Annotated in this window: 15 protein-coding genes; 1 reads left to right on the forward strand and 14 read right to left on the reverse strand. The window is 38.9% G+C overall.

Annotation, left to right across the window (positions count from 1 at the left end; all coding sequences use genetic code 11):
* On the forward strand, positions 1-665 hold a 665-nt coding region (locus C9J41_RS21830; RefSeq protein WP_158259688.1), incomplete at its 5' end, for a hypothetical protein.
* A 164-nt stretch (positions 666-829) separates the two neighbouring features.
* Here C9J41_RS21830 and C9J41_RS20100 read toward each other — a convergent pair.
* From C9J41_RS20100 to tssC, 14 genes are all read right to left on the reverse strand, one after another.
* On the reverse strand, positions 830-1,183 hold the full coding sequence (locus tag C9J41_RS20100) for a PAAR domain-containing protein (RefSeq protein WP_005365472.1): 354 nt from the start codon (positions 1,181-1,183) through the stop codon (positions 830-832).
* A gap of 317 nt (positions 1,184-1,500) precedes the next feature.
* Entirely contained in the window at positions 1,501-5,040 is a 3,540-nt protein-coding gene (gene tssM / locus C9J41_RS20105) for a type VI secretion system membrane subunit TssM (RefSeq protein ID WP_045129295.1), read from the reverse strand.
* 16 nt (positions 5,041-5,056) lie between these two features.
* The gene (tssA, locus tag C9J41_RS20110; protein ID WP_107208746.1) at positions 5,057-6,511 is read right to left on the reverse strand and encodes a type VI secretion system protein TssA; all 1,455 of its coding nucleotides are present in this window, start codon (positions 6,509-6,511) and stop codon (positions 5,057-5,059) included.
* A 9-nt stretch (positions 6,512-6,520) separates the two neighbouring features.
* Complete coding sequence (gene vasI / locus C9J41_RS20115) at positions 6,521-7,198, reverse strand: type VI secretion system-associated protein VasI (protein WP_107208745.1); 678 nt, start codon at positions 7,196-7,198, stop codon at positions 6,521-6,523.
* Positions 7,195-8,730 carry a sigma-54-dependent Fis family transcriptional regulator gene (locus C9J41_RS20120; protein WP_107261971.1) on the reverse strand — a complete coding sequence of 512 codons (1,536 nt, stop codon included), beginning with the start codon at positions 8,728-8,730 and terminating at the stop codon, positions 7,195-7,197. Before C9J41_RS20120 ends, vasI begins: the two co-directional genes overlap by 4 nt.
* A 5-nt stretch (positions 8,731-8,735) precedes the next feature.
* The gene (gene tssH, locus C9J41_RS20125; RefSeq protein ID WP_107208743.1) at positions 8,736-11,360 is read right to left on the reverse strand and encodes a type VI secretion system ATPase TssH; all 2,625 of its coding nucleotides are present in this window, start codon (positions 11,358-11,360) and stop codon (positions 8,736-8,738) included.
* Positions 11,361-11,369: 9 nt separating this feature from the next.
* A complete protein-coding gene (icmH, locus tag C9J41_RS20130; protein WP_107208742.1) occupies positions 11,370-12,167 on the reverse strand; it encodes a type IVB secretion system protein IcmH/DotU in 798 nt (265 codons plus the stop codon).
* Positions 12,167-13,504 (reverse strand): type VI secretion system baseplate subunit TssK, encoded by a 1,338-nt coding sequence (tssK, locus tag C9J41_RS20135; protein WP_107294938.1) that lies wholly within the window; start codon positions 13,502-13,504, stop codon positions 12,167-12,169. Before tssK ends, icmH begins: the two co-directional genes overlap by 1 nt.
* Positions 13,505-13,984, reverse strand: a complete 480-nt coding sequence (gene tssJ / locus C9J41_RS20140; RefSeq protein WP_233217850.1) for a type VI secretion system lipoprotein TssJ — start codon at positions 13,982-13,984, stop codon at positions 13,505-13,507.
* Between the two features lie 4 nt (positions 13,985-13,988).
* On the reverse strand, positions 13,989-15,383 hold the full coding sequence (tagH, locus tag C9J41_RS20145; protein WP_107208739.1) for a type VI secretion system-associated FHA domain protein TagH: 1,395 nt from the start codon (positions 15,381-15,383) through the stop codon (positions 13,989-13,991).
* 11 nt (positions 15,384-15,394) lie between these two features.
* Positions 15,395-16,420 carry a type VI secretion system baseplate subunit TssG gene (tssG, locus tag C9J41_RS20150; RefSeq protein ID WP_107292934.1) on the reverse strand — a complete coding sequence of 342 codons (1,026 nt, stop codon included), beginning with the start codon at positions 16,418-16,420 and terminating at the stop codon, positions 15,395-15,397.
* On the reverse strand, positions 16,384-18,150 hold the full coding sequence (gene tssF / locus C9J41_RS20155) for a type VI secretion system baseplate subunit TssF (RefSeq protein WP_107294939.1): 1,767 nt from the start codon (positions 18,148-18,150) through the stop codon (positions 16,384-16,386). Before tssF ends, tssG begins: the two co-directional genes overlap by 37 nt.
* Before the next feature lie 2 nt (positions 18,151-18,152).
* Complete coding sequence (gene tssE / locus C9J41_RS20160; RefSeq protein WP_045084966.1) at positions 18,153-18,590, reverse strand: type VI secretion system baseplate subunit TssE; 438 nt, start codon at positions 18,588-18,590, stop codon at positions 18,153-18,155.
* A 5-nt stretch (positions 18,591-18,595) separates the two neighbouring features.
* A complete protein-coding gene (gene tssC, locus C9J41_RS20165; RefSeq protein ID WP_107208737.1) occupies positions 18,596-20,065 on the reverse strand; it encodes a type VI secretion system contractile sheath large subunit in 1,470 nt (489 codons plus the stop codon).
* Positions 20,066-20,072: the final 7 nt, after the last annotated feature.

Here is a 20,072-nt window from a genome sequence, read left to right on the forward strand (position 1 = left end):
CTCTATTTTTTTCACCAGATAGCCGCTATTGTAATATGTATTTTAAAAAACAATGCAGTGAGAAGTGGGTAGAAAAAGCACAAAAACTGTTTGCAGAACAAGCAAAAACAGGTGACGTTCGTGCCGTTTATTACAGTACGATATTAAAACCAGATTTAACCCACGAGCAATATATTAACGCCATTATCAATGCAGCAGACAATCACTATTATTACCCGCTTGTCGAATATTCGAATCTAATTATCAATGAGAAAAACCCTGACAAGGATATGGAAAATATTGCAGTAAAACTTCTTAATTATGCGCAATTTAATAACTTTATACCGGCTATTGACGCTTTGATGGGGTATGAGGGTGAAAAAAAACGTACTCAAGGTGAACGGTACAAAAACCTGACAGAGCAAGGAATTAAAATTGGCTCTAACCATGCATGGCGAGTTTATCTATTAAATAGCATTAATGATAAATCCTTATCAAGCCAGCAAAAATACTTCATAGCCAAAGCAAGTGAGTTATTTAATGGTTACGATTACGGCATCAGTTTTACTCAACCACCTAAAGAAAAAGAAGCTTTAATTGCTGCGAATAAAAAAGCTCAAGAAAAGGTAGATTCTGTAAAACAAGTGATTTACATTGATGGCGCTCACCCGCGAGTATTTTATTAATTATCTACCCAGTAATTAATATTATTTTTAAAGCACTTCCTAATTACTCAAGAAGTGCTTTTTATTCAATTACAACGAGTCAGAAGAAATATTTGTTAGTTCCTGCTGTTGTACTTAAATGAGAACCAAAGGTTACATCACTACCAATATTGACATTACTACCATTAATTAATATTGACGCCATTACCAAAGTTAACACCACTTCCCATATTTAAGTTGGTGGCGGTTGATGTGCTTAAACTTACCTGATGAGAACTTGCTTCAAGAAAACAGTTACCACACCCAGTATCAACAAAATCACCTACTCGTGCTAGATTTGTACCTAACACATTTGCAGCTCTTGGTGACTGAGCAATAATAGGCCCTTGACCACTACAACTTTTGCTTCCACATGGGCAAGTTGCTATATCACCAACAAGGGCAACCTTTTGTCCATTTATAATTACACCGCCGTGACCTGATATAACAGAGCCGCCAGTTGTGGTTTTACTGCCAACCGTTATTACGTCATTACTCATCAGATAGCCCTTTAAATTTACTGAACGTAATAATACTAAATAATGTACGTAGGCAATAATTTGCCCGAATTTCTGAAATATTTATAGCAACCAATTTACTCTTAAAAACCTAGTCATATCTATTTCCGCCATAATTTTCTGTTTTCCCTAACCTTTCAGCTCATACCGGATAATAGAACGATAAAAGGAGTAATGTAACAATGCACATTAATCCCCAATTTTATCTACATCATCGAAAGACAAAAAATTAGAAAGTTAACTTAGATCAAATCATGGTAAGAAGCGAAATGACTCGCCTCCTACCATTTTCTAATTGATTAATACAACGTCTTACTTAATTTAAAATTCTTAAACAAAGACGTAGTAAAAGGATTGGCATCCGCTTCCGAATTTAAACGATAAACGACATTCCCACTATCAAGCGCAAATTTATAATCCACACTAGTAGAACTTGCGCTTACAACTTCTCCTTTTTCTAATAATCGGAAGAATGCCCAAGGCCCTTGAACAGTAACAGCTCTTGGTGACAAGTTTGCTGCCGAAGGCACTAAAGAAAGCTTGGAAATTGCCGTTTCTCGGAGAGTATTTGGCCATATAACCTCTGTAGGATGACGCGGGCCATGACTAAACTCGATATATTGACCATCAACATTAATAACACTACGAAGTTGATTTGCACTCAAACTAACAGGCTCAATTGTAAACTCGACATCCAACAGTCCTTTACGGTTAAAAAATGCATGTTGAATTTTCTTAGCGCTCTCAAATTGCTTTAGCACATCACCACGTAATATTGAGTTTTCACCATTATTTCCTAAAGAAATATTGTCATCAATAAATAGCTTCAGATCATTTTTATAGAAATTATCCAATGTTCCATTAGGCGCAAAAAATGACTCAAAGTCTTTTAATGATACATCTTTCGACGCATTATGATTAAATGGATAGCGTGTTATCAGCTTCTCTTGATATTCTTTATAAACATCATTTTGCCAACGAACTTCTACATACTTAATTGCTTCTTGTTTTAGTACATACCAACTCTCATCAGCAATACCTTTTACTATGGTATCAAGCGGTGCTGGCAAATTTGTCGCCATTTGGTTTAATGCGAAAATTGGATCGTTATTTTTTAATGCTAATCTTTCCTTCGTTGCTTCTAGTGCAGCTTTTCCTTTATCAGGAGCATCTTGAATTGCTTTCATGTAATGATAAAGTTTTTGTACCGAAGACATGACTTCTTGTAAGTATGCAGGTTGATTACCATTTTTTTCTAACATTGAATCTATATCAGCAAACGGCAATGCAATCGAAGAAGCAACACGGTATTGAGGAGATTTCATCATTGCTAAACGCGCATCATCATTTTCAGATAACTTAGGAAATAGCCTTGTGTTAACGTCAACAGTTTTAACAAAACGTTCTATTGGCTGATTATGACCAACCAGGTTCCCTAAAATACTTACCGCTTCATCAATATCTGAGAAATATTTTATATCTAAGTTATTAAGAGCAAGCTGCCAAGTATTTATGTAATCTTCTACATATAGATCACGAATTTTATTACGTAAAACCTGCTTATCTTCTTCACTAAATTTCGCAACTGTTGATTCGCCAAGAACCCAACTGTCAGCCAACGCGATATCAGATAAAGATTCAACCTTAGGTAAAAAGTAGCTATTAAAACCTTTGCGGGTTAACAATTGTGAAATAACAAGCGCATTATCTTGAATACGCTCTTCGAAAACAGATTCAAACATTGGTCCAACAGACTTCTTCAAATTTAGCGGTGCACCTAAAGTTTCAGCAGCTGAACGTTTTAAACTGTCATAAACACGATCCGCCAGAGCAACAGAGCTAAGAGCGCTTTGTGTATTGCCAATTAAGTTATCATAAGGTTTTAATACTGCGGCCGCACTCTTATTTCTTTGATTTCGCAGTCCCTGTAAATCAGTGTGCAACAAAGCATAATTTAAGTGTTCTAATAGCTGATCTTGAGTTTTTGCATCATTAGGAAATGCGTGTTGCCATAAGCTCGAAAAGTAACCTAATACAACATTATTTTGGCGACCACTGAGATCTGTTAGCATTCTAAAAGTACGTAATGCAGCCAGCTCTTGTTGCTCTGAATCAGCATTTTTCATATCCAAAGCAAGTTGCTTCATTAATGCAGGTAAAAAACGAAACTGTAAAAGACCTAAATACGTTTCTTCTACCTTAGGTCCAATAGCGTGCCCCTGATATAACCCCATATCAGATAAATATTTTGACTTATCTTGAAACACTCCAAATTCTAAGGTGGCATTGCGAATTGAATTTAATGGCTCTAATAGCTCCTGCTCCGTTCGCATCAATTTCACATCAGAATATTCATTCTTAAATTCACTAACTTGCTCAAGAACAGCGTTTTGATGTGAGATATTCTGCTGATAATAACGTTGCCAGCTACCAATTAAGAGAACAGAAGCAATTGAACAAGCGAGAACAGATACAGCCATCACCTTTCGTTTGTGCTTTATCACACGCAAACTATCTGACGCTATACCCGCCTCAGGATATATAACTTCACTAAAAAGTTTCTTAATAAAGTAAGTCGTTGAGTTTTTCGAGTGCTGCGCACTGTTAATGCTATTCGACAGCCCATATCGTCGGGAAGAAGCATCAACAAATACATCTGTTGGTACGCCCTGTTGATAAACAGACAGAAAGTACATACCACGAATAAGGGCCGGTGTTGAAAATTGGTCACTAACAAAAGCATCATTTAATAGCTGCTTTAGTATGTGATGTAAGCCTGCTATCTGGCGAGAGAAGCTATAAATGGCAGCCCTATCATCACTATCCGTTGCGTGACGCAATGCCGCAGGCAAAGAGTCATTAATTCGATTGATAAACTCTTCATAATCATTATCGAATTCAGTCAGCCATTTATCAAAGTCTTCAACAGTATCAAGCGAGAATGTAAACCCCATGACTTCTTCACGTTGGCTTTGAGTATAGCTTCGGAAATAGGGTTCAAAACCATGCAAAAGGTCAAACTTTGTCAACGTTATATATACAGGCATACGGGTAGAGAGAATTTCCATTAATTCCCTCAAACGTGCACGCAAAAGGTTCGCGTACGCACGACGTTCCGATACCGTAGAGCTCGCTAAGTGCTCAATATCTAGAGCAATAACAACACCGTTTAATGGACGCTGAGATCGTGTTTTTTCAAGCCAGTTAACAAAGTTTAACCAAAGACGACGCTCCATCTCGCCATCATTATCTTTCTCATTTTGGCGCTGCGTTAACAACTCCCCATCAGGATCAATTAATACTGCATCATCGCCAATCCACCAGTCAAAAGAATAAGGGTTTTCACTTTTCTTACCCGAGGCTCTCATTACATTTGAAAATACAAAATCTTGGCTTGAACGGTTAATTAAGCTTGTTTTGCCTGCATTCTCTAGACCTAGCACCAGATACCAAGGTAAGGAATAAAGGTAGTTACGCTTATTTAAACTGTGTTTCAACTCCCCCATCACTTGGTTTAATTCTGTTTCTTGACGCTCTTCTAAACGCTTTATCGGATCGTCAAGTAACCTTTCTTCACGATCTTTATCTTTGTGAATACGTTTCAAACTGCGCCATTGCATAAATCCCCATACTGCAAAACAGCATAAGGAAAAAATAACACTCATAACGATACGAGAAGCCACAGAGGTGAATGGTTGTTGGTCACCAATTTTTAACCATGGGCCTGCCCACCAAATGGCAACATTAATCAGAATAAAGATTGTAAACATAAGCATAGGCATTGATGATTTAACACCTGAAAGAAGCCTATTTATGAGCGGTCTTATTAAATTCAACATATGATATTTCCCGGTGTTATTGTTCGGCAATATTATTTTTAAGTTGGGCGAGTAATGATGGTTCCCATTCAGTCACCGACATTTCATTAACTTGCCGATATAACGTCTGGTATTGCACCGTTGCCATAGAAGAGAGTGAATGAGCTTCCATGACATCTGCAGATAGTAATCGCCAATAGAAAGCATCTCTGGGTTCTGTCGCTTGTGATAATCCTTCATCAAGCATGCTTAAGGCTGGTGCTATTCCTTCATCATCAGCTAACTGTAATGCCTCTGTACGCTTTTCATTCCAGCTACCTTGTTGAGTAATTTGAGCAACTTTAACGCTTTTATCTTGGTTAAGAAGCCAAGCGATTGTAGCTTCACTTGCAAAAGGAACTTGTCCTTTGAATGAATAAGTCAGTAGTGCTGGTAAGCGATCAACAAATGACTGAAGTTCATCTTTAATAATTGAAGCCCAATCATCCAACCCTAACGCCTTGGCAATACGAAAACTAAGAAAGTGTCCATCTAACCAATAAGGTGACTTAGTTAAACTTTCTTCAACGCGACTCCACAATTCAATATCCGCACCACGCTGTAAAGACTCTTCATAATCACTTATACGATCTGATGAAACGGGCATTAGTTGCGTTTCTTTTTGAGCATTTGCATCTGGTAAGGTATTGATTGAAAACCACATAGCAAAACGACGCACACGAATACTCAGCTTTATTGCATCACTACCAAGTTCATTTAGCGAATCTACCGCTTTCAATAACGAATTTTTAAAAGCACGCTCACTGCTGTTATCTATATCTAAATTAGGAATAGAAACCGGGGTTCCAGTCGACGTCTGACTCGTAATGACTGAAGATGACGAAACAGCAACATCTTGTGATGGTTGTGGAGCTTTAATTTTATTCTCATGATTATCACGACCAGCCTGTCCCAAGTTAACGCGAACACGCGCAGAAATATCGTTAATAATATCCACAGGCAGTGATAGCGAAGATGCTTGATTATCGAGCTCTTCAAGTAATGCCTCTAACACTTGTTTTAAATCACTGTTGAATAGGCTCCAATCTAACTTGTCTGCGGCAACATACGTTCTCTGACAAATTTGATTAAAGAATTTTTTGCGGTGTATTTCACCACGCGCCCCTGGAAATGGTTGGCATTCAAGCCAAAAATTAGAGAGAAAATCAACCAATACACCTATCGACAATGAAAAACGCTCTGGTGTTGCCTGATGCTGTAAACATTGCATCAATACGGTCAGTAATTTCAGATCCTTGGTGTGCTCTGAAAGTAAGCTTACGGCACAACTTTCCACTTCATGCCATTGCACTTCTCCATGAGAAAGAGTACCGACCTTCATCATCTGATCATCGATAAAATTTAATTGAGGATGATCTCTTAAACGCTCTCCTACTGGGTTATCCGGTGATATCGGAGCGAGAAGTTGCTCCCTTAAAGTTCCCTTCAACATGATTCACTCCTACCAGCGACAATTTTCACGCATCGGCTCTAAGGCCTCTGCTAGATTGGAGTTATCAAATTCCAGATGATCAATATCAGCCACATTTGAACGTAAAATTAATTGCGGTGAAGAAATCATCGCTTTTATTGCTCTAATAGCAGGTAAACCTCGTCCAGAACGTAATACATACCCTGTTTCATCACTCATCCACTCTTGTGTAATAACAGGAGAACCCGGTATTGATAGTTCAACTTTTCCTGCTTTAACCGGAGTCGGTAAGATCAATTCGGCACGGGTGATTTTTTCATAACACTCCAACATCAAAATTGGGGCTTTCTGATCTTTTAGCTGCTCTGATGAACGAACAGCAGCAGACGTTAACCACATTCGAGAAGCCTGATTACTGCTATCTAACTGATGAAAAATAAACCCTGATCTTTTATCCCGTTTTTTCTCACTATCAACGGCACGAAGCCATGACGATGGATATTTCACATCTGCTTGACTGATCGACACTTGCTCTACAGGTGTATCAAAAATAGCGTCAAAGCACTGTAACCGCTCAAGTTTAGAAGGGATATCACGACAAGCTTCAGCGCGACTCAACTTGGTTTGCGTACTCGGTTGAGAAAAAACAGTCATAGAAAAGGTGTTCAACCCGATCAGTAACGTATATATCATCCACGACTTTTTCATTTAAACTGGATCTCCAACTTTTGACACTTATGTGCAAGTGTTCGTTTAGGTAAACCCAGGCTTTCAGCTGCTTTTGCACGATTACCGTTATATTGCTTTAATCGCTCGTTAATAATTGCTTTCTCATACAATTCCACTGCAATGCGTAAATCATCTATGCTTGAAAAATCGTCTTTTGGCGCAACCGTGTCTTTTATAGGAAGACTAATATCTAATGGTAATTTTGCTACAAACACCTTTTTTTGAATAAGATCATCACATTCAGTTTGTACACACGCCACTTCTATTAACGAACGTAATTCACGGACATTACCGGGAAAACTCATTTCTTTAAGGTGATCTAACGCCTTGGGAGATAAACCCAAAATATTTCGTTGTTCACGATTGTTATATTGCTGAATAAAGTAAGAAGCTAACTCTTCAATATCCCCCTTTCGATCATTAAGACTTGAGAGCAATAATGGGTATTGATAAATGCGATAATAAAGATCTTGTCTAAAGCCACCATCATTTACACTTTGACGTAAATTTACATGCGTTGCAGCGATCAAACGAAAATTAGAAGATTGCTCTTTATTAGAGCCAACCGGACGATATTGGCATGTCTCGAGCACACGTAATAGCTTCGCTTGAAGACCTAAAGATAACTCTCCTATTTCATCTAAAAATAATGACCCGCCGTTAGCTTGAGCTATCAGTCCCTTACGGTTAGCTACCGCGCCTGTGAATGCCCCTTTTTCATAACCGAACAGTTCACTTTCTAACAAGCTTTCAGGTATTGCCGCACAGTTAATCGCGACAAAAGGCTCTTTGCATCGTTCTGATAAGCTATGTAGTGCTTTTGCGACTAACTCTTTACCCGTTCCGGTTTCACCTTGAATAAGTACACTAAGGTTTGAGCCAGCAGCCACTGTTATTTGTTCTCGTAACTGTTTCATTACAGAGCTGCTTCCAATGAGCTTGCATGCCATATCTGACCATGCGCTCTTTTTCTGATGCTCTGCTTTTAGTCGTGTAATCGAGTCACTAAGTTGCTTTTTATGAGAAGACTGCGCATCCATATCTCTAATGAGTAACCACTGAGAAATAAAGGCACAGCTAAACTCGCGCCAGTTTTCATCAGATAATAAATTGTTAATCTGCTTTTGTTCACCGATGAATACTTGTATAGCCGTCACATGGTTTTGACTATTCATTAAAGGAACAATAAGCAAACTACTTGATGCATCTACTTGCGAAGATAACTGCTTAAACGAATCATTTTGTTGCCAATAAACCAATTGTTGGCGATCAAGTAAAACAACTGACGCTTGCTGAAGTACGTGTGAAAAGGGATGATCAAAATCATTTACATCCCATACCCACGATTGATTTTCTGTTGCAAATAAAGTGCGACCGTCATCCGTCGGATAAATGATATAACTGGCCGTTAATGCAAGCTCTTCTTTTAACGCACTCATATAGAAATCAGTGAGTTTGGCTCGGTCACGATAACCTATTAATGCTGAGGTATAATGAAACCACTGTTGCATAACAATTACTCCACCTCACTGCAGAACTCGCCATTTTCTACCGTTAAGCAAATACGTGTAATCGCTTCACGATGAGCAAGTTTATTTAACAAAGCTAAAGAAACTGGCGGCAACATCTGCCCTTCAATGATCGCTTCTAGCATACGCGCACCGTTTTCAGAGCGCGTTGCACGTACAAGTATTTCTTCAACAAGGCATGGTTCAATAACAACTTCCGCCTTATAACGAGAAGTTAATAACTTCTCTAATCGTGAGAGTTTTCCTCGAACAATTTGTGCTAAAACGTCCTTATTCAGAGGTAAATAAGGCACTACCTCCATACGCGCTAACAATGCGGGTTTAAAGAAATTCGCCAACTCTGGATACATCTTTTCTTCGATCAGTTCTGGCTGCTCTGCATAATCAACAATGGTCTGATAACCAAGGTTTGACGTTAGGAAGAACAAGATATTTTGACAATCGATTAAACGCCCTTCGCCATCAGCAAGTTCGCCTTTATCGAAAGCTTGATAGAACAGATTCAAGACTTCAGGGTGTGCTTTTTCTACCTCATCAAGTAAAACAATTGAATAAGGCATCTTTCTAATAGATTCAGTTAATACGCCACCCTCACCAAAACCAACGTAGCCCGGGGGTGAACCAATAAGACGAGAAACTGTGTGCTTTTCCTGATATTCAGACATATTTATGGTGGTTAAGAATTGCTGCCCACCATATAACTGCTCGGCTAGTTGAACCACTGTCTCTGTTTTACCCACACCACTTGGACCAACTAATAAAAATGCACCTTGAGGTCGGCCTGGACGACGAAGATCAGCACGCGCAGTCAATAAATGGCGATGAATACTCGCCAATGCGATATCCTGACCTTTAATCATTGAATTTAATACAGAGGGCAACTCAGTAATTTTAGCTAACTCATCAGTATTCATCTGATCGACAGGCACTCCCGTCCAGTCAGCAATGACTTGTGCAACCTGCGCCGCATCAACCTCAGGATAAATGAGCAACTCGTCATGAGGAATGAGTGCTAGTTGAGAATAAAGATCGACCAATCGATTCTGTAATTCATCAACCGACAAGCAAGATTCATCATCATCGTTCTGCTCTGGCAATAGCTCAGTCATCGGCGATAAGAGCTGTTGGCGTGTATCGATAATCTCAGTAACAAGTTCTTTTTGTTGCTGCCAATCTTTGTAGAGAGATTCACACTCAACTTGTTCTTCTAAATCTTTTTCTACTAATGCCGATAGTCGTTCTTCATCAACGGCTTTGCCTAATAATTGCTGACGATTGATCATTTGAATTTCAAGCTGACGTTGATAACTACCACTTTCAATCTCAGAAATTCTGCGAGGAGGTGCTGTAAGATTAATAGCAATACGTGCACAAGCCGTATCTAAGACATCAATAGCCTTATCGGGAAGTTGACGACCAGATACATAACGAGCAGACAATTCTGCTGCCGCACGTAGCGCATCATCACTGATCAATACATTATGCGCATTTTCATACACGCTGTGCAGACCACGCATAATATCAACAGCTTGCTCGGTTGTTGGCTCATCCAATTTAACTAACTGGAAGCGTCGAGTAAGGGCGGGATCTTTCTCAAAGTACTTTTTGTACTCTTTCCACGTTGTTGCCGCAATTGTACATAATTCACCACGAGCTAAAGCAGGTTTAAGTAAGTTCGCAGCATCACCCTCTTGATTACCAGCACCAATCAAAGTGTGAGCTTCGTCGATGAAAAGAATGATCTTCACTGGTGAATTTTTTACTTCATCAATCACTGACTTCAAGCGTTTTTCAAATTCACCTTTTACTGATGCACCTGCTTGCATAAGCCCTAGATCAAGCAACCATAGCTCAACACGCTGAAGCTGCTCAGGCACTTTGCCCGATTCAATGCGTGAAGCGAGACCTTCAATAACGGCACTCTTTCCAACCCCTGCATCACCGACAACGATGGGATTGTTTTTGCGTCGACGACATAAAATATCAATCATTAGATTAATTTCATTATCGCGGCATAAGACAGGATCTAACTTACCTTGGCGAGCTTGCTCTGTAACATTTGAACAAAAACGATTAAGCGCACTATCACCAGAGTTTACATTTAGTGGCGCTTTTGTTTCGCCAGAATTTACAACAGGTGTTTCAGCAGAATCCGCTACAAGTGATGTGAACTCTTTACGTAAAGCCTCTCGATTAATATTTTCAAAGGCTTTTACTAGACTAAAACTTAAATAACGATCGGGGCGAATAAGTGCTGCCAAGAAAATAAGACCCGATCTTAACTCTGCTTCATTCATTTCTGTTGAAGCTAATAACCATGCATCTTGAAGTAGTTCAACCAGTAAAGGTGAAAAGCTCGGATATGTATCATTCCCTTTATCATGCGGCATTGCATCACCACACAACTGCTTAACAACATCCGTTTTTAAATTAACTTGTTCAAGTAAAACCCTAATATCTGATAAAGGATTTTCTAGAATAGAAAATAAAAGGTGCTCAATAGTAACTTCATTATTTTCACGGCTCATACATAACGATGAAGCCTGTTCTAATGCAATTTTTGTTTGTGCATTTAATTTATTGATGAGTACAGGGAGTTCTATTCTGATCACAATGAAGTCCTATTGAAGAATGTGATTAAGCTGTGTTAAAACATCTAAAGATTTATTATTAAGTAAGATTGAATACGCGATATAAATAGCAACCCAAGATAGACCAAAACCTATAAATACAGCCCAAAGAGGAATCTGTCTCGTTAACTTATATTTTTTTTGTGCAACATGTTTTGTTGCGGTAGTTAACGGTTTCGGTTCTTTATCTATTCTTCTTAACGTTTCATAAAGATTTGAAACGACTTTATCAAACGCTTCTTGACCATTATTCATCACCTTATATCGACCTTTAAATCCTTGCATCAAACAAAGATAAATAAACATCAATAAATCATGATAACGTTCTGGCTCAGTTATTAATCGAGATAAGATCGAGAAAACTTTTTCTCCACCCCATGTTTCATTGTGAAAACGCGTCAGCAATGAATGTTCAGCCCATATGCTATCCGCTCCCCAAGAAGTACTCATTACCGCTTCATCGATAAAGGAGCAGAGAACATAGCGATAAGCTAGGATCACAGCATGATCATAACTTGCTTCGGTGAGCTCTACCTCTATCGCTTTAATTTCTTCAACAACTTGATGATAAATTTCTTCAATATTATCGCAGCTACTTAAACTACGAATACGTGACGTCATGCCCATTAACGGCGTTGCAGCATCAATCAATAAATTAATATTGCTACCGCGTAATTGGAACCAAAAGTCCTGATCAAGATTTGTATTTTCTACATTGTCATACAGTAAATCATCATAGTGCGTGTCGCGTATACGGCCTTTCTTTTGAATAGTATGATCCATCATCATTAGCTCCTGATTGCCCAAAATTGAAGATCAAGTTCAGGGAAATCACCTGCAACATGGAATGCAAAACCACTTGAATTATTAAGCATCAGCCAAGCTTGGCTCGTCTTGTCCAATTTAAAGTACGTGTATCCAGCATGGTAAGGTAATTGACGTGGAGCCACAGGCAATGGCGACAATGGAATACCAGGTAACTGCAATGAAATAAGTTCACGAATCTTTTCAACAGACGCAATTTTTGTTTGATGCATAAATAGCTTACGCAACTCTTCCTGCGGAATACGAGCACGTACAGCCAAGATAAACTCAGCATCAGTAACCAAGTTAGTGTCCTGAATTGAGGCCACCATGAGACCGTATTTTCTTTTATGCAATTGAATAGATACGGCACGCGGCTCAAGAACAATACTCAATGCCTGTCGTAACATAGACATCACAGGCATAAATGCCTGCTCAGGCATGTCATGGTTATAACTTGCAAACTCTGGCGTCATACGACTTTCATCTGTAAAAGTGGCTAGTTCACCACAAAATGAAGTGAGTTCCTGATATAACTCTTCAGGATGAATACTACGTAAATGCGCGATATGCTGAAGTCTTGGCTCCATGCGATTAAGCATCTGAAGTAACATGAAATCTGCCACATCGGCTACGCCACCTTGATTAGGAGAACCTAAACGTAATGCAATATTTTTTGCTCGCTCTCTCATTAAGCCAGCCATTTCACCGACAAAGCGCTGTAATCGTGGTACTGCTTTCACATTTAAATGGCAAGGAATAAAGTTGTCATCCAACATCACACTGCCATCAGGACGTTTTTCTAAAATTCGTGCAATAGCAATAGACGCGTATGCACTTCGGTCATCCTTACCAAGCAAAAGGCGAACACTTGTTGAGCCAACGTCCATTAAGCAGCTGTCACCTTGAATGGATTGGATATCTCTGACTTCTTCACGTTTACATTTATAACGTGTCATACCACCCGCAGTTTCATTCCAACTAACTTCCGCGAGTGAGTCACTACGTAAAGGGATCGCTAAATAAATAATTTGATTGGCTAATGAACTATCAGTCACTTCCAACGCATCAGGCAACATGTCTTGCTGAGGAATATTAAAAGGTGTGCCGTCAGGCATAATACCAGCCGCACGTTCAATTGCGATGCGACCAAAACTTAGGTATTCCAAATTTAAGCTTAATTCTGTTATTCCATATAAATAGAGACTGACAGAATTAAGTCTTTCATCAATGATGCTTTCAAAATAGCGCTGCTGTTGTTGGAAGTGTTGAGGTTTAATAAATAAACCTTCATTCCATATTACTCGGTTTTTTGATGACATCTACTCAACCCTATCTAGCACAACTTGATTATCTTTTAAATAAATAAGCAAGTGATAATCACGACCTAACGTTTTTACTTTTACAGACTTTTTCCAATCACTATTATCGCTATCAGAAAATAAAGCCATCACACCGATATAACGCGTGTCTTCATCTAATTTAATTTCTTCGACAAACTTAAATTTATTCGGCAGCATGACATAATCATAAACATCAACATAGTTACTCTTTAGTGCTTTTTTATATTCAAAAGCTAGCTGATCATAAGATGCTGAATTAAACATAGAGTCATCTTCAAGTTCGAAAACTTTTAATTCAACTGGTGAGGCTTCATTATTCCCATTCGTATTTATTGAATCGGTACTCACCATGCTGATTGTTATCGTACTTGGCTCTGATGCCGGATCATATTTAGAGCTACAACCCATCAACGTTAAGGCAAAAATAAAAACCATGTGGAACAAAGACGACGATTTCATCCAGCTACACCTCTTGTTGTTTATCACGCAGGTTTTTATCGTAAGATTGATCAAAAATCTCCCAGAATAGCTTTTCAAATCCATGCTGACGATTTGAAGTCAACTCTTTATGATAACTTTGATACATTTCCCAAGCCCATGCTTCTGGTGATTCACCAACCGATTGGCCAGGACGACGATAACGTAAAAACCTTCGCATCAACACTTCAGGTGAAAAGGCTTGAATAATTTGATTCAGTGCCTCGCTAATTGCAGTATGTACAGCATCATTATGATCTTTAACTGTGCGAAGACTTTCTTCGATGGCTGCTGGTGCAGATAAGTGAACAAGACTACGTTGGCTATCAAACATAACCTGTACTGTTTCGTCATAACTTAAACCAAGTCGTAACGGGTTATCTTCAATGGGTTGCAAGTTCTTATTCATCACACCATATCGACTGGTATTAACTTGTTGATGAAGTTCTATTAACCCTTTTACTGCAGCTTGTAATGATGCTCCCATCTCTTCAGATAGCATTTGCATTTCAGCTAAATCATCACTGTTATTCGTTCTAACGCCTAAACCACGAAATAGCGGACCCGTTAATAAATGGTTTTCATCTGTTGCTACCATCGAATGATTATTCGAACCAGAAAAACCTCGTCCCATTTCTTCTTCAAGCAGATCCAGCGTGTTATCGTCCATTCTTAGTTCCTTGCTATTTAAAGTAGTCGCTATGTATCCCGATGATTTTTCATCAGCATTCAACGTAGATTTAAAACCGCTTAATGTAATAGCTGACGTTGTGTCATTTTCAGTATCGGCTTGTATTGTCTGGGCATCACCAATCCACGAATCACATTCAGAAATTAATGACTGTGCATTATTAAAAGATACTGCTGGCTTATTTCGTGTAATTAACGATTCAACTTCTGTTTTATGTTTGAGTTGATCGAGTGCTAATAATGGATCATCCACATTCGCTTTTTGATCCTTAGTTGTGACATCTAGCTCATCACCAAATAAATCAATATCAGTTGATTTAGATAGCATCTCTTCAATGTCTTTATCATTTTCAGTGCATGCTTCACCGATAGAAACACGAATGAAATAAGGACCAATTGAAATAACATCATTTTCATTTAAACGCGCATGCTTGTGCCAACCAATCGGCATTGAAGCACCATTGATATAGGTTTGATTCGAAATATCAGTGATACAAAAACAGCCATCAATCATTGTGATCTGACAGTGAACCGGTTCCAAAACTCCGTCTCTATCAGCTAGGTGCCAAAAACTCGATGAACTAGAACCAATCGCGCCACCAGCAGATGAAAATTCTTTCGTTGCCGACAAACCCGGTTCTAAGAACCGAGTATTAGTAACTTTTAACTTTAGTCGTTGTTGTTCCGCCATTTTTAGCCCCTTTACTGACGAACTTGTATACAAACTTTACGGTTATTATTCGTCTCACCTAAGAAAGAAGACCAACCTAACGACAGCGTTGAGCCTTGTATCAATTGCAATGAAGGTACTTCGTCTTCTTTAAGCTCTAACTCCAGATCAAATGCCATTTGCTCACGAAGAATAAATTCAACCAGCTTACAAAATGGCAAATACTCTTTGCCTGACGGTAAAAAATCATTGAATCGTGATTGGGTAAGATCTTTAATCTCAATAACAAATTTTCCCGTGCAATCACGAACCGTCGAGCCAATAATCGTACTTTCACCTAACTCACAGTTTGCATTTCCAAGACACATTCGTTGATGATTGGGTATGTCTACTTTCCGCTCTACCCACTGACGAATAAAAACGTTATCCAAATCAAAGCAATGAGAAATGATACCTGCAACAATTTGTGGGGAACGGCTTCTACCAGCTAATGTACCGGCGTATGAAAGCATTTTCCCCCAGTTAATTGCGGTTTCACCACGAAGGTTTTCATCAGCCAAGCCGACTAAGGCAAATAACTGAGAAGAGAAGGCATCGCTGGCATTTTCTTTAAACCGAATGTAATAACGGTATTTACGCCAAATTCGATATACCAACGCCAATAGTCGGTTATTAAAGAAATCGAGAAAATGCCGTCTTAACCCCGTTTCACTCTCAGATGCTATTTCTTCTAATAAAAAACCCGGTAATGGTGATTGAGCACCATTTAATCCAAAGAACGTCGTTTCTAAACAGAAACCACCTTGCTCCAACATCTCTAATTTTGAAATATCACTCGCAGCAAACCCTAAACTCGGATTGGCTTTAAACAGTAAACGACAATGTGTTTCCCACCCTTCGGTCTCAGGATCTTCATCAGCCAAGCGCTGTAAAAGTTCGACTAATTGATAAAAGTCGTAAGACCGAACTTGTTGCTCTACTATTGCTAATTGATCGGATGCAAGATGGTCACAATCAAGATCTATATCAAAGGCTGTAGACCCGTCTGCGTTCCCCATGAATATCGTTCCTGATTGACACTGTTAATTACAATAAGCTCATGAAATGAATTGATACTTGCATACAAAGAAAAGAAGCGACTTAACACACTCCCAAACAAATACAAATCCCCTTCAGAGCTGAACGCTTCTTCGTTAAGCACTAACTCAGACTGTAAACCTCGAACAGGTAATCCTTTGATGATCCGTTCAATTGGCTTAGATGTAATTTTTACGATCCCATCAAGTCTGTGTTTAGCAACACGTTCAGCTTGTCTATCGACAAGTGCTCTAAAGTCATAAGCTCGAAGTACAGAACACAGTGCATCTTTCGAAAGCAATGAAAGATAGTTAAGCGATAAATTTGAAATCAATGTCCACAACAAGCTGCCATCTAACGTCGGCCTTAACGGCTGTGTTGGTTCTGTGATGTTAGAAAAAGTTACAAAAGACGGTGAACTATTTGTTTGCACACAAATATCACCAATCCCTAACTCCAATGGCAATTGTCGATTCGTACACGTTAACTGCAATGAAATCGCTTCACTGGTTCCGACATTTAGCGTTTCATCCCCACGAACAAATGAAATGTAATGATCAAAACCATCATTTCTTACACTCTCTCTCACCCTTGCGCGGTAATAGAGCGCTAATCGGTGGCGAGAACGTTCGATTTCATGTTGAAAACTTTCAAAAGAGGTATAAACACGCTTTTGCCCCTTTGAACGTAACTTGTGATCCTCTTGTCGCCCTTCTACATGATCAATACTGAAAATTTCATAATGAGCAGGAAGACGACTTGAAGGTGCAATGCGATATTCCGCCCGCTTTCCCGTTAAATCGATAGGATCAGAATCATGAGTAAATAGATTGATAATCGGTGTACAAAATAATTTAAAGCTATCTTTACGTACGCGAACATCGGCAGGTAGCGTTCTTGAAAAAACAAATTTCAATTGAAACTTTCTACCCATATCCGGCGTGATATAACGATCAAGATTAACCAAATCACCAAATAAAAATGCATCTGGAAACGTTAAGTATTCTTGTAAAATACGATAACCTTCATAAACATTTTTTGGATATGGCATCACCGCATCAGCGGAATCAAAGCCACAGCTTTTAAATTGTGATGCAGGAATCGCTATCGTTTTATCACTACACACTAATTCAATATGTGATAAATAATGGTTTAGCCATAAATACAGCATCTGCGCGCTGTACTGATGTCCACCCAAGAACAATGACAGCGCTTTTAGATCTATATCGGGTAAACTTTGTTCGCCTAATACATCGAAATTCAAATCAATGATTGACGACTCCCGGCTATGGGTAATCGCAACATCAACCAACTCCAAAGGATAAATATCTAGGTTTCGGCAAGTTCTAAACCGGCACACAGTATCGAACACCTCTTCACTATCAACATCTGTATTTGCTGGTATTGTTTGACGAACACTTATTGCTTTTTCAATCGGTGTAAATTGAACAATACTCAAGCTTGGTACAGGCCTTAAATAATTAGGCCAAAGCATGTTGATTATAGAATGTGTGAGCTCAGGAAATTCATCTTCAACTTTTTCACGTAAACGAGCCGTTAAAAAAGCAAAGCCCTCTAATAATCGTTCAACATCAGGATCTGTATTTTTCCCTTGTAAAAAACGAGATAATTGAGGATGTACTTCGGCAAAAGCAACGCCTTGCTCTTTTAAAAAAGCAAGCTCATCCCTAAAATATTTTTCTTGTGACAAAGTTAAATTACTCTGTATTTACGACTATTATCCAACATCAAATCAATACGCACCGAATCATGCAGTGCTCTTGAATTAATACATGCTGTAATATGAAAGAAAATATTTAATGGACTTTCATCATTTGGCACATATTGAATATCAATCTTGTCTAAACGTGGCTCGTAGCGCTCAAGACAATGACGAATTGCCAGCTTAATTTGTAATGCCAGATCATGCGTACCTAAAGTTGCATCATTAAAATCAATTAATCCTAAATGGGGCGCACACAATGCTTCACCTAAACGAGTGTTAAGTAATTGCGCAACATTGCGTTTAATTGAATTTAAAACATGTTTAGCATCTGGTCCTTTCGTCATCACTTTTCGCGGTGCGTTAGTCTCTAAACGCTCAAAGAGACTAACACCATAAGCCCTATCTTCTAGTTCTATATAAGACATTGAAATTATGCCTGATCTAAACGACCAACTAGTGATAACTCAAAGTTTGCGCCCATGTATTTAAAGTGAGGGCGAACAGACAATGCCACTTGGTACCAACCTGGATCGCCCTCAACATCAAGTACTTCAATTTTCGCAGCACGTAAAGGACGGCGACTACGAACATCAGCTGGTGGGTTTTCCTGATCAGCCACGAATTGTTTAATCCATGCGTTCAATTCACGCTCAAGATCTTGACGCTCTTTCCAAGAACCAATTTGTTCACGTTGTAATACTTTCACATAGTGCGCTAAGCGGTTAATGATCATCATATAAGGCAATTGAGTACCTAATTTGAAGTTCATTTCAGCTTCGCGCCCTTCTTTCGTATTAGGGAACACTTTTGGTTTCTGAACTGAGTTTGCAGAGAAGAATGCAGCGTTATCACTACCTTTACGCATGGTTAATGCAATAAAGCCTTCTTCAGCTAATTCAAATTCTTTACGATCTGTCACTAACACTTCTGTTGGGATTTTTGCTTGTAATTCACCCAAAGATTCAAATAAATGAACAGGTAAATCTTCAACAGTACCGCCACTTTGAGGACCGATGATATTTGGACACCAACGGTATTGAGCAAAGCTATCAGTTAAACGTGAAGCCAAAGCAAAAGAGGTATTACCCCATAAGTAGCTTTCGTGTGAATCACTCACGTTTTCACGGTAATTAAATGTTTTAGTTGGGTTCTCTTCTGGATCGTATGGGGTACGAAGAAGAAAACGTGGAGCCGTTAATGCAAGGTAACGAGAATCTTCAGATTCACGTAATTGTCGCCATTTAATATAGCGAGGGCTGTCAAATGTTGCTTTTAAATCTTTAATATTTGGTAAGTCTTCAAAAGATTCGATACCAAAAAATTCTGGTGCTACACCTGAAATAAATGGAGCGTGAGCCATTGCACCCACAGCACCAATGTATTGAAGTAGCTTAATATCAGGCGATGATGGCGTGAATGAGTAATTACCAATGATAGCGCCAATAGGCTCACCACCAAATTGTCCGTATCCAGACGAATATACATGCTTATATAAACCAGATTGAGACGTCTCTGGCGCAAATTCGAAGTCGTCTAAAAGCTCTTCTTTAGTCGCATGCAATAATTCAATTTTATTGTTTTCACGAAAATCAGTACGATCAACAAGCATCTTCACACTACGCCAAGCAGATTCAACCTTTTGAACCTCTTCACAGTGTAAAATTTCATCCATTTGCGCACTAATCTTACTGTCTAACTCAACAAGCATCTGATCAACAAGTCCTTTATTGACTTGTTCTACACCAGAATTACCCAGTAAATTTTCAATGAATGCAGCCACCCCTTTCTTGGCAATGTCATAACCTTCATCGGACGGAGTCATGCGTGTTTGAAGCATAATTTCATCAAGTAAACTGCTTTCAGTTGTACTTGATGATTCAAGTGTTTTTTGTAAAGACATTTATCGT

The sequence above is a fragment of the Photobacterium sp. GB-50 genome (assembly GCF_003026755.1).
Lineage (GTDB): Bacteria > Pseudomonadota > Gammaproteobacteria > Enterobacterales > Vibrionaceae > Photobacterium.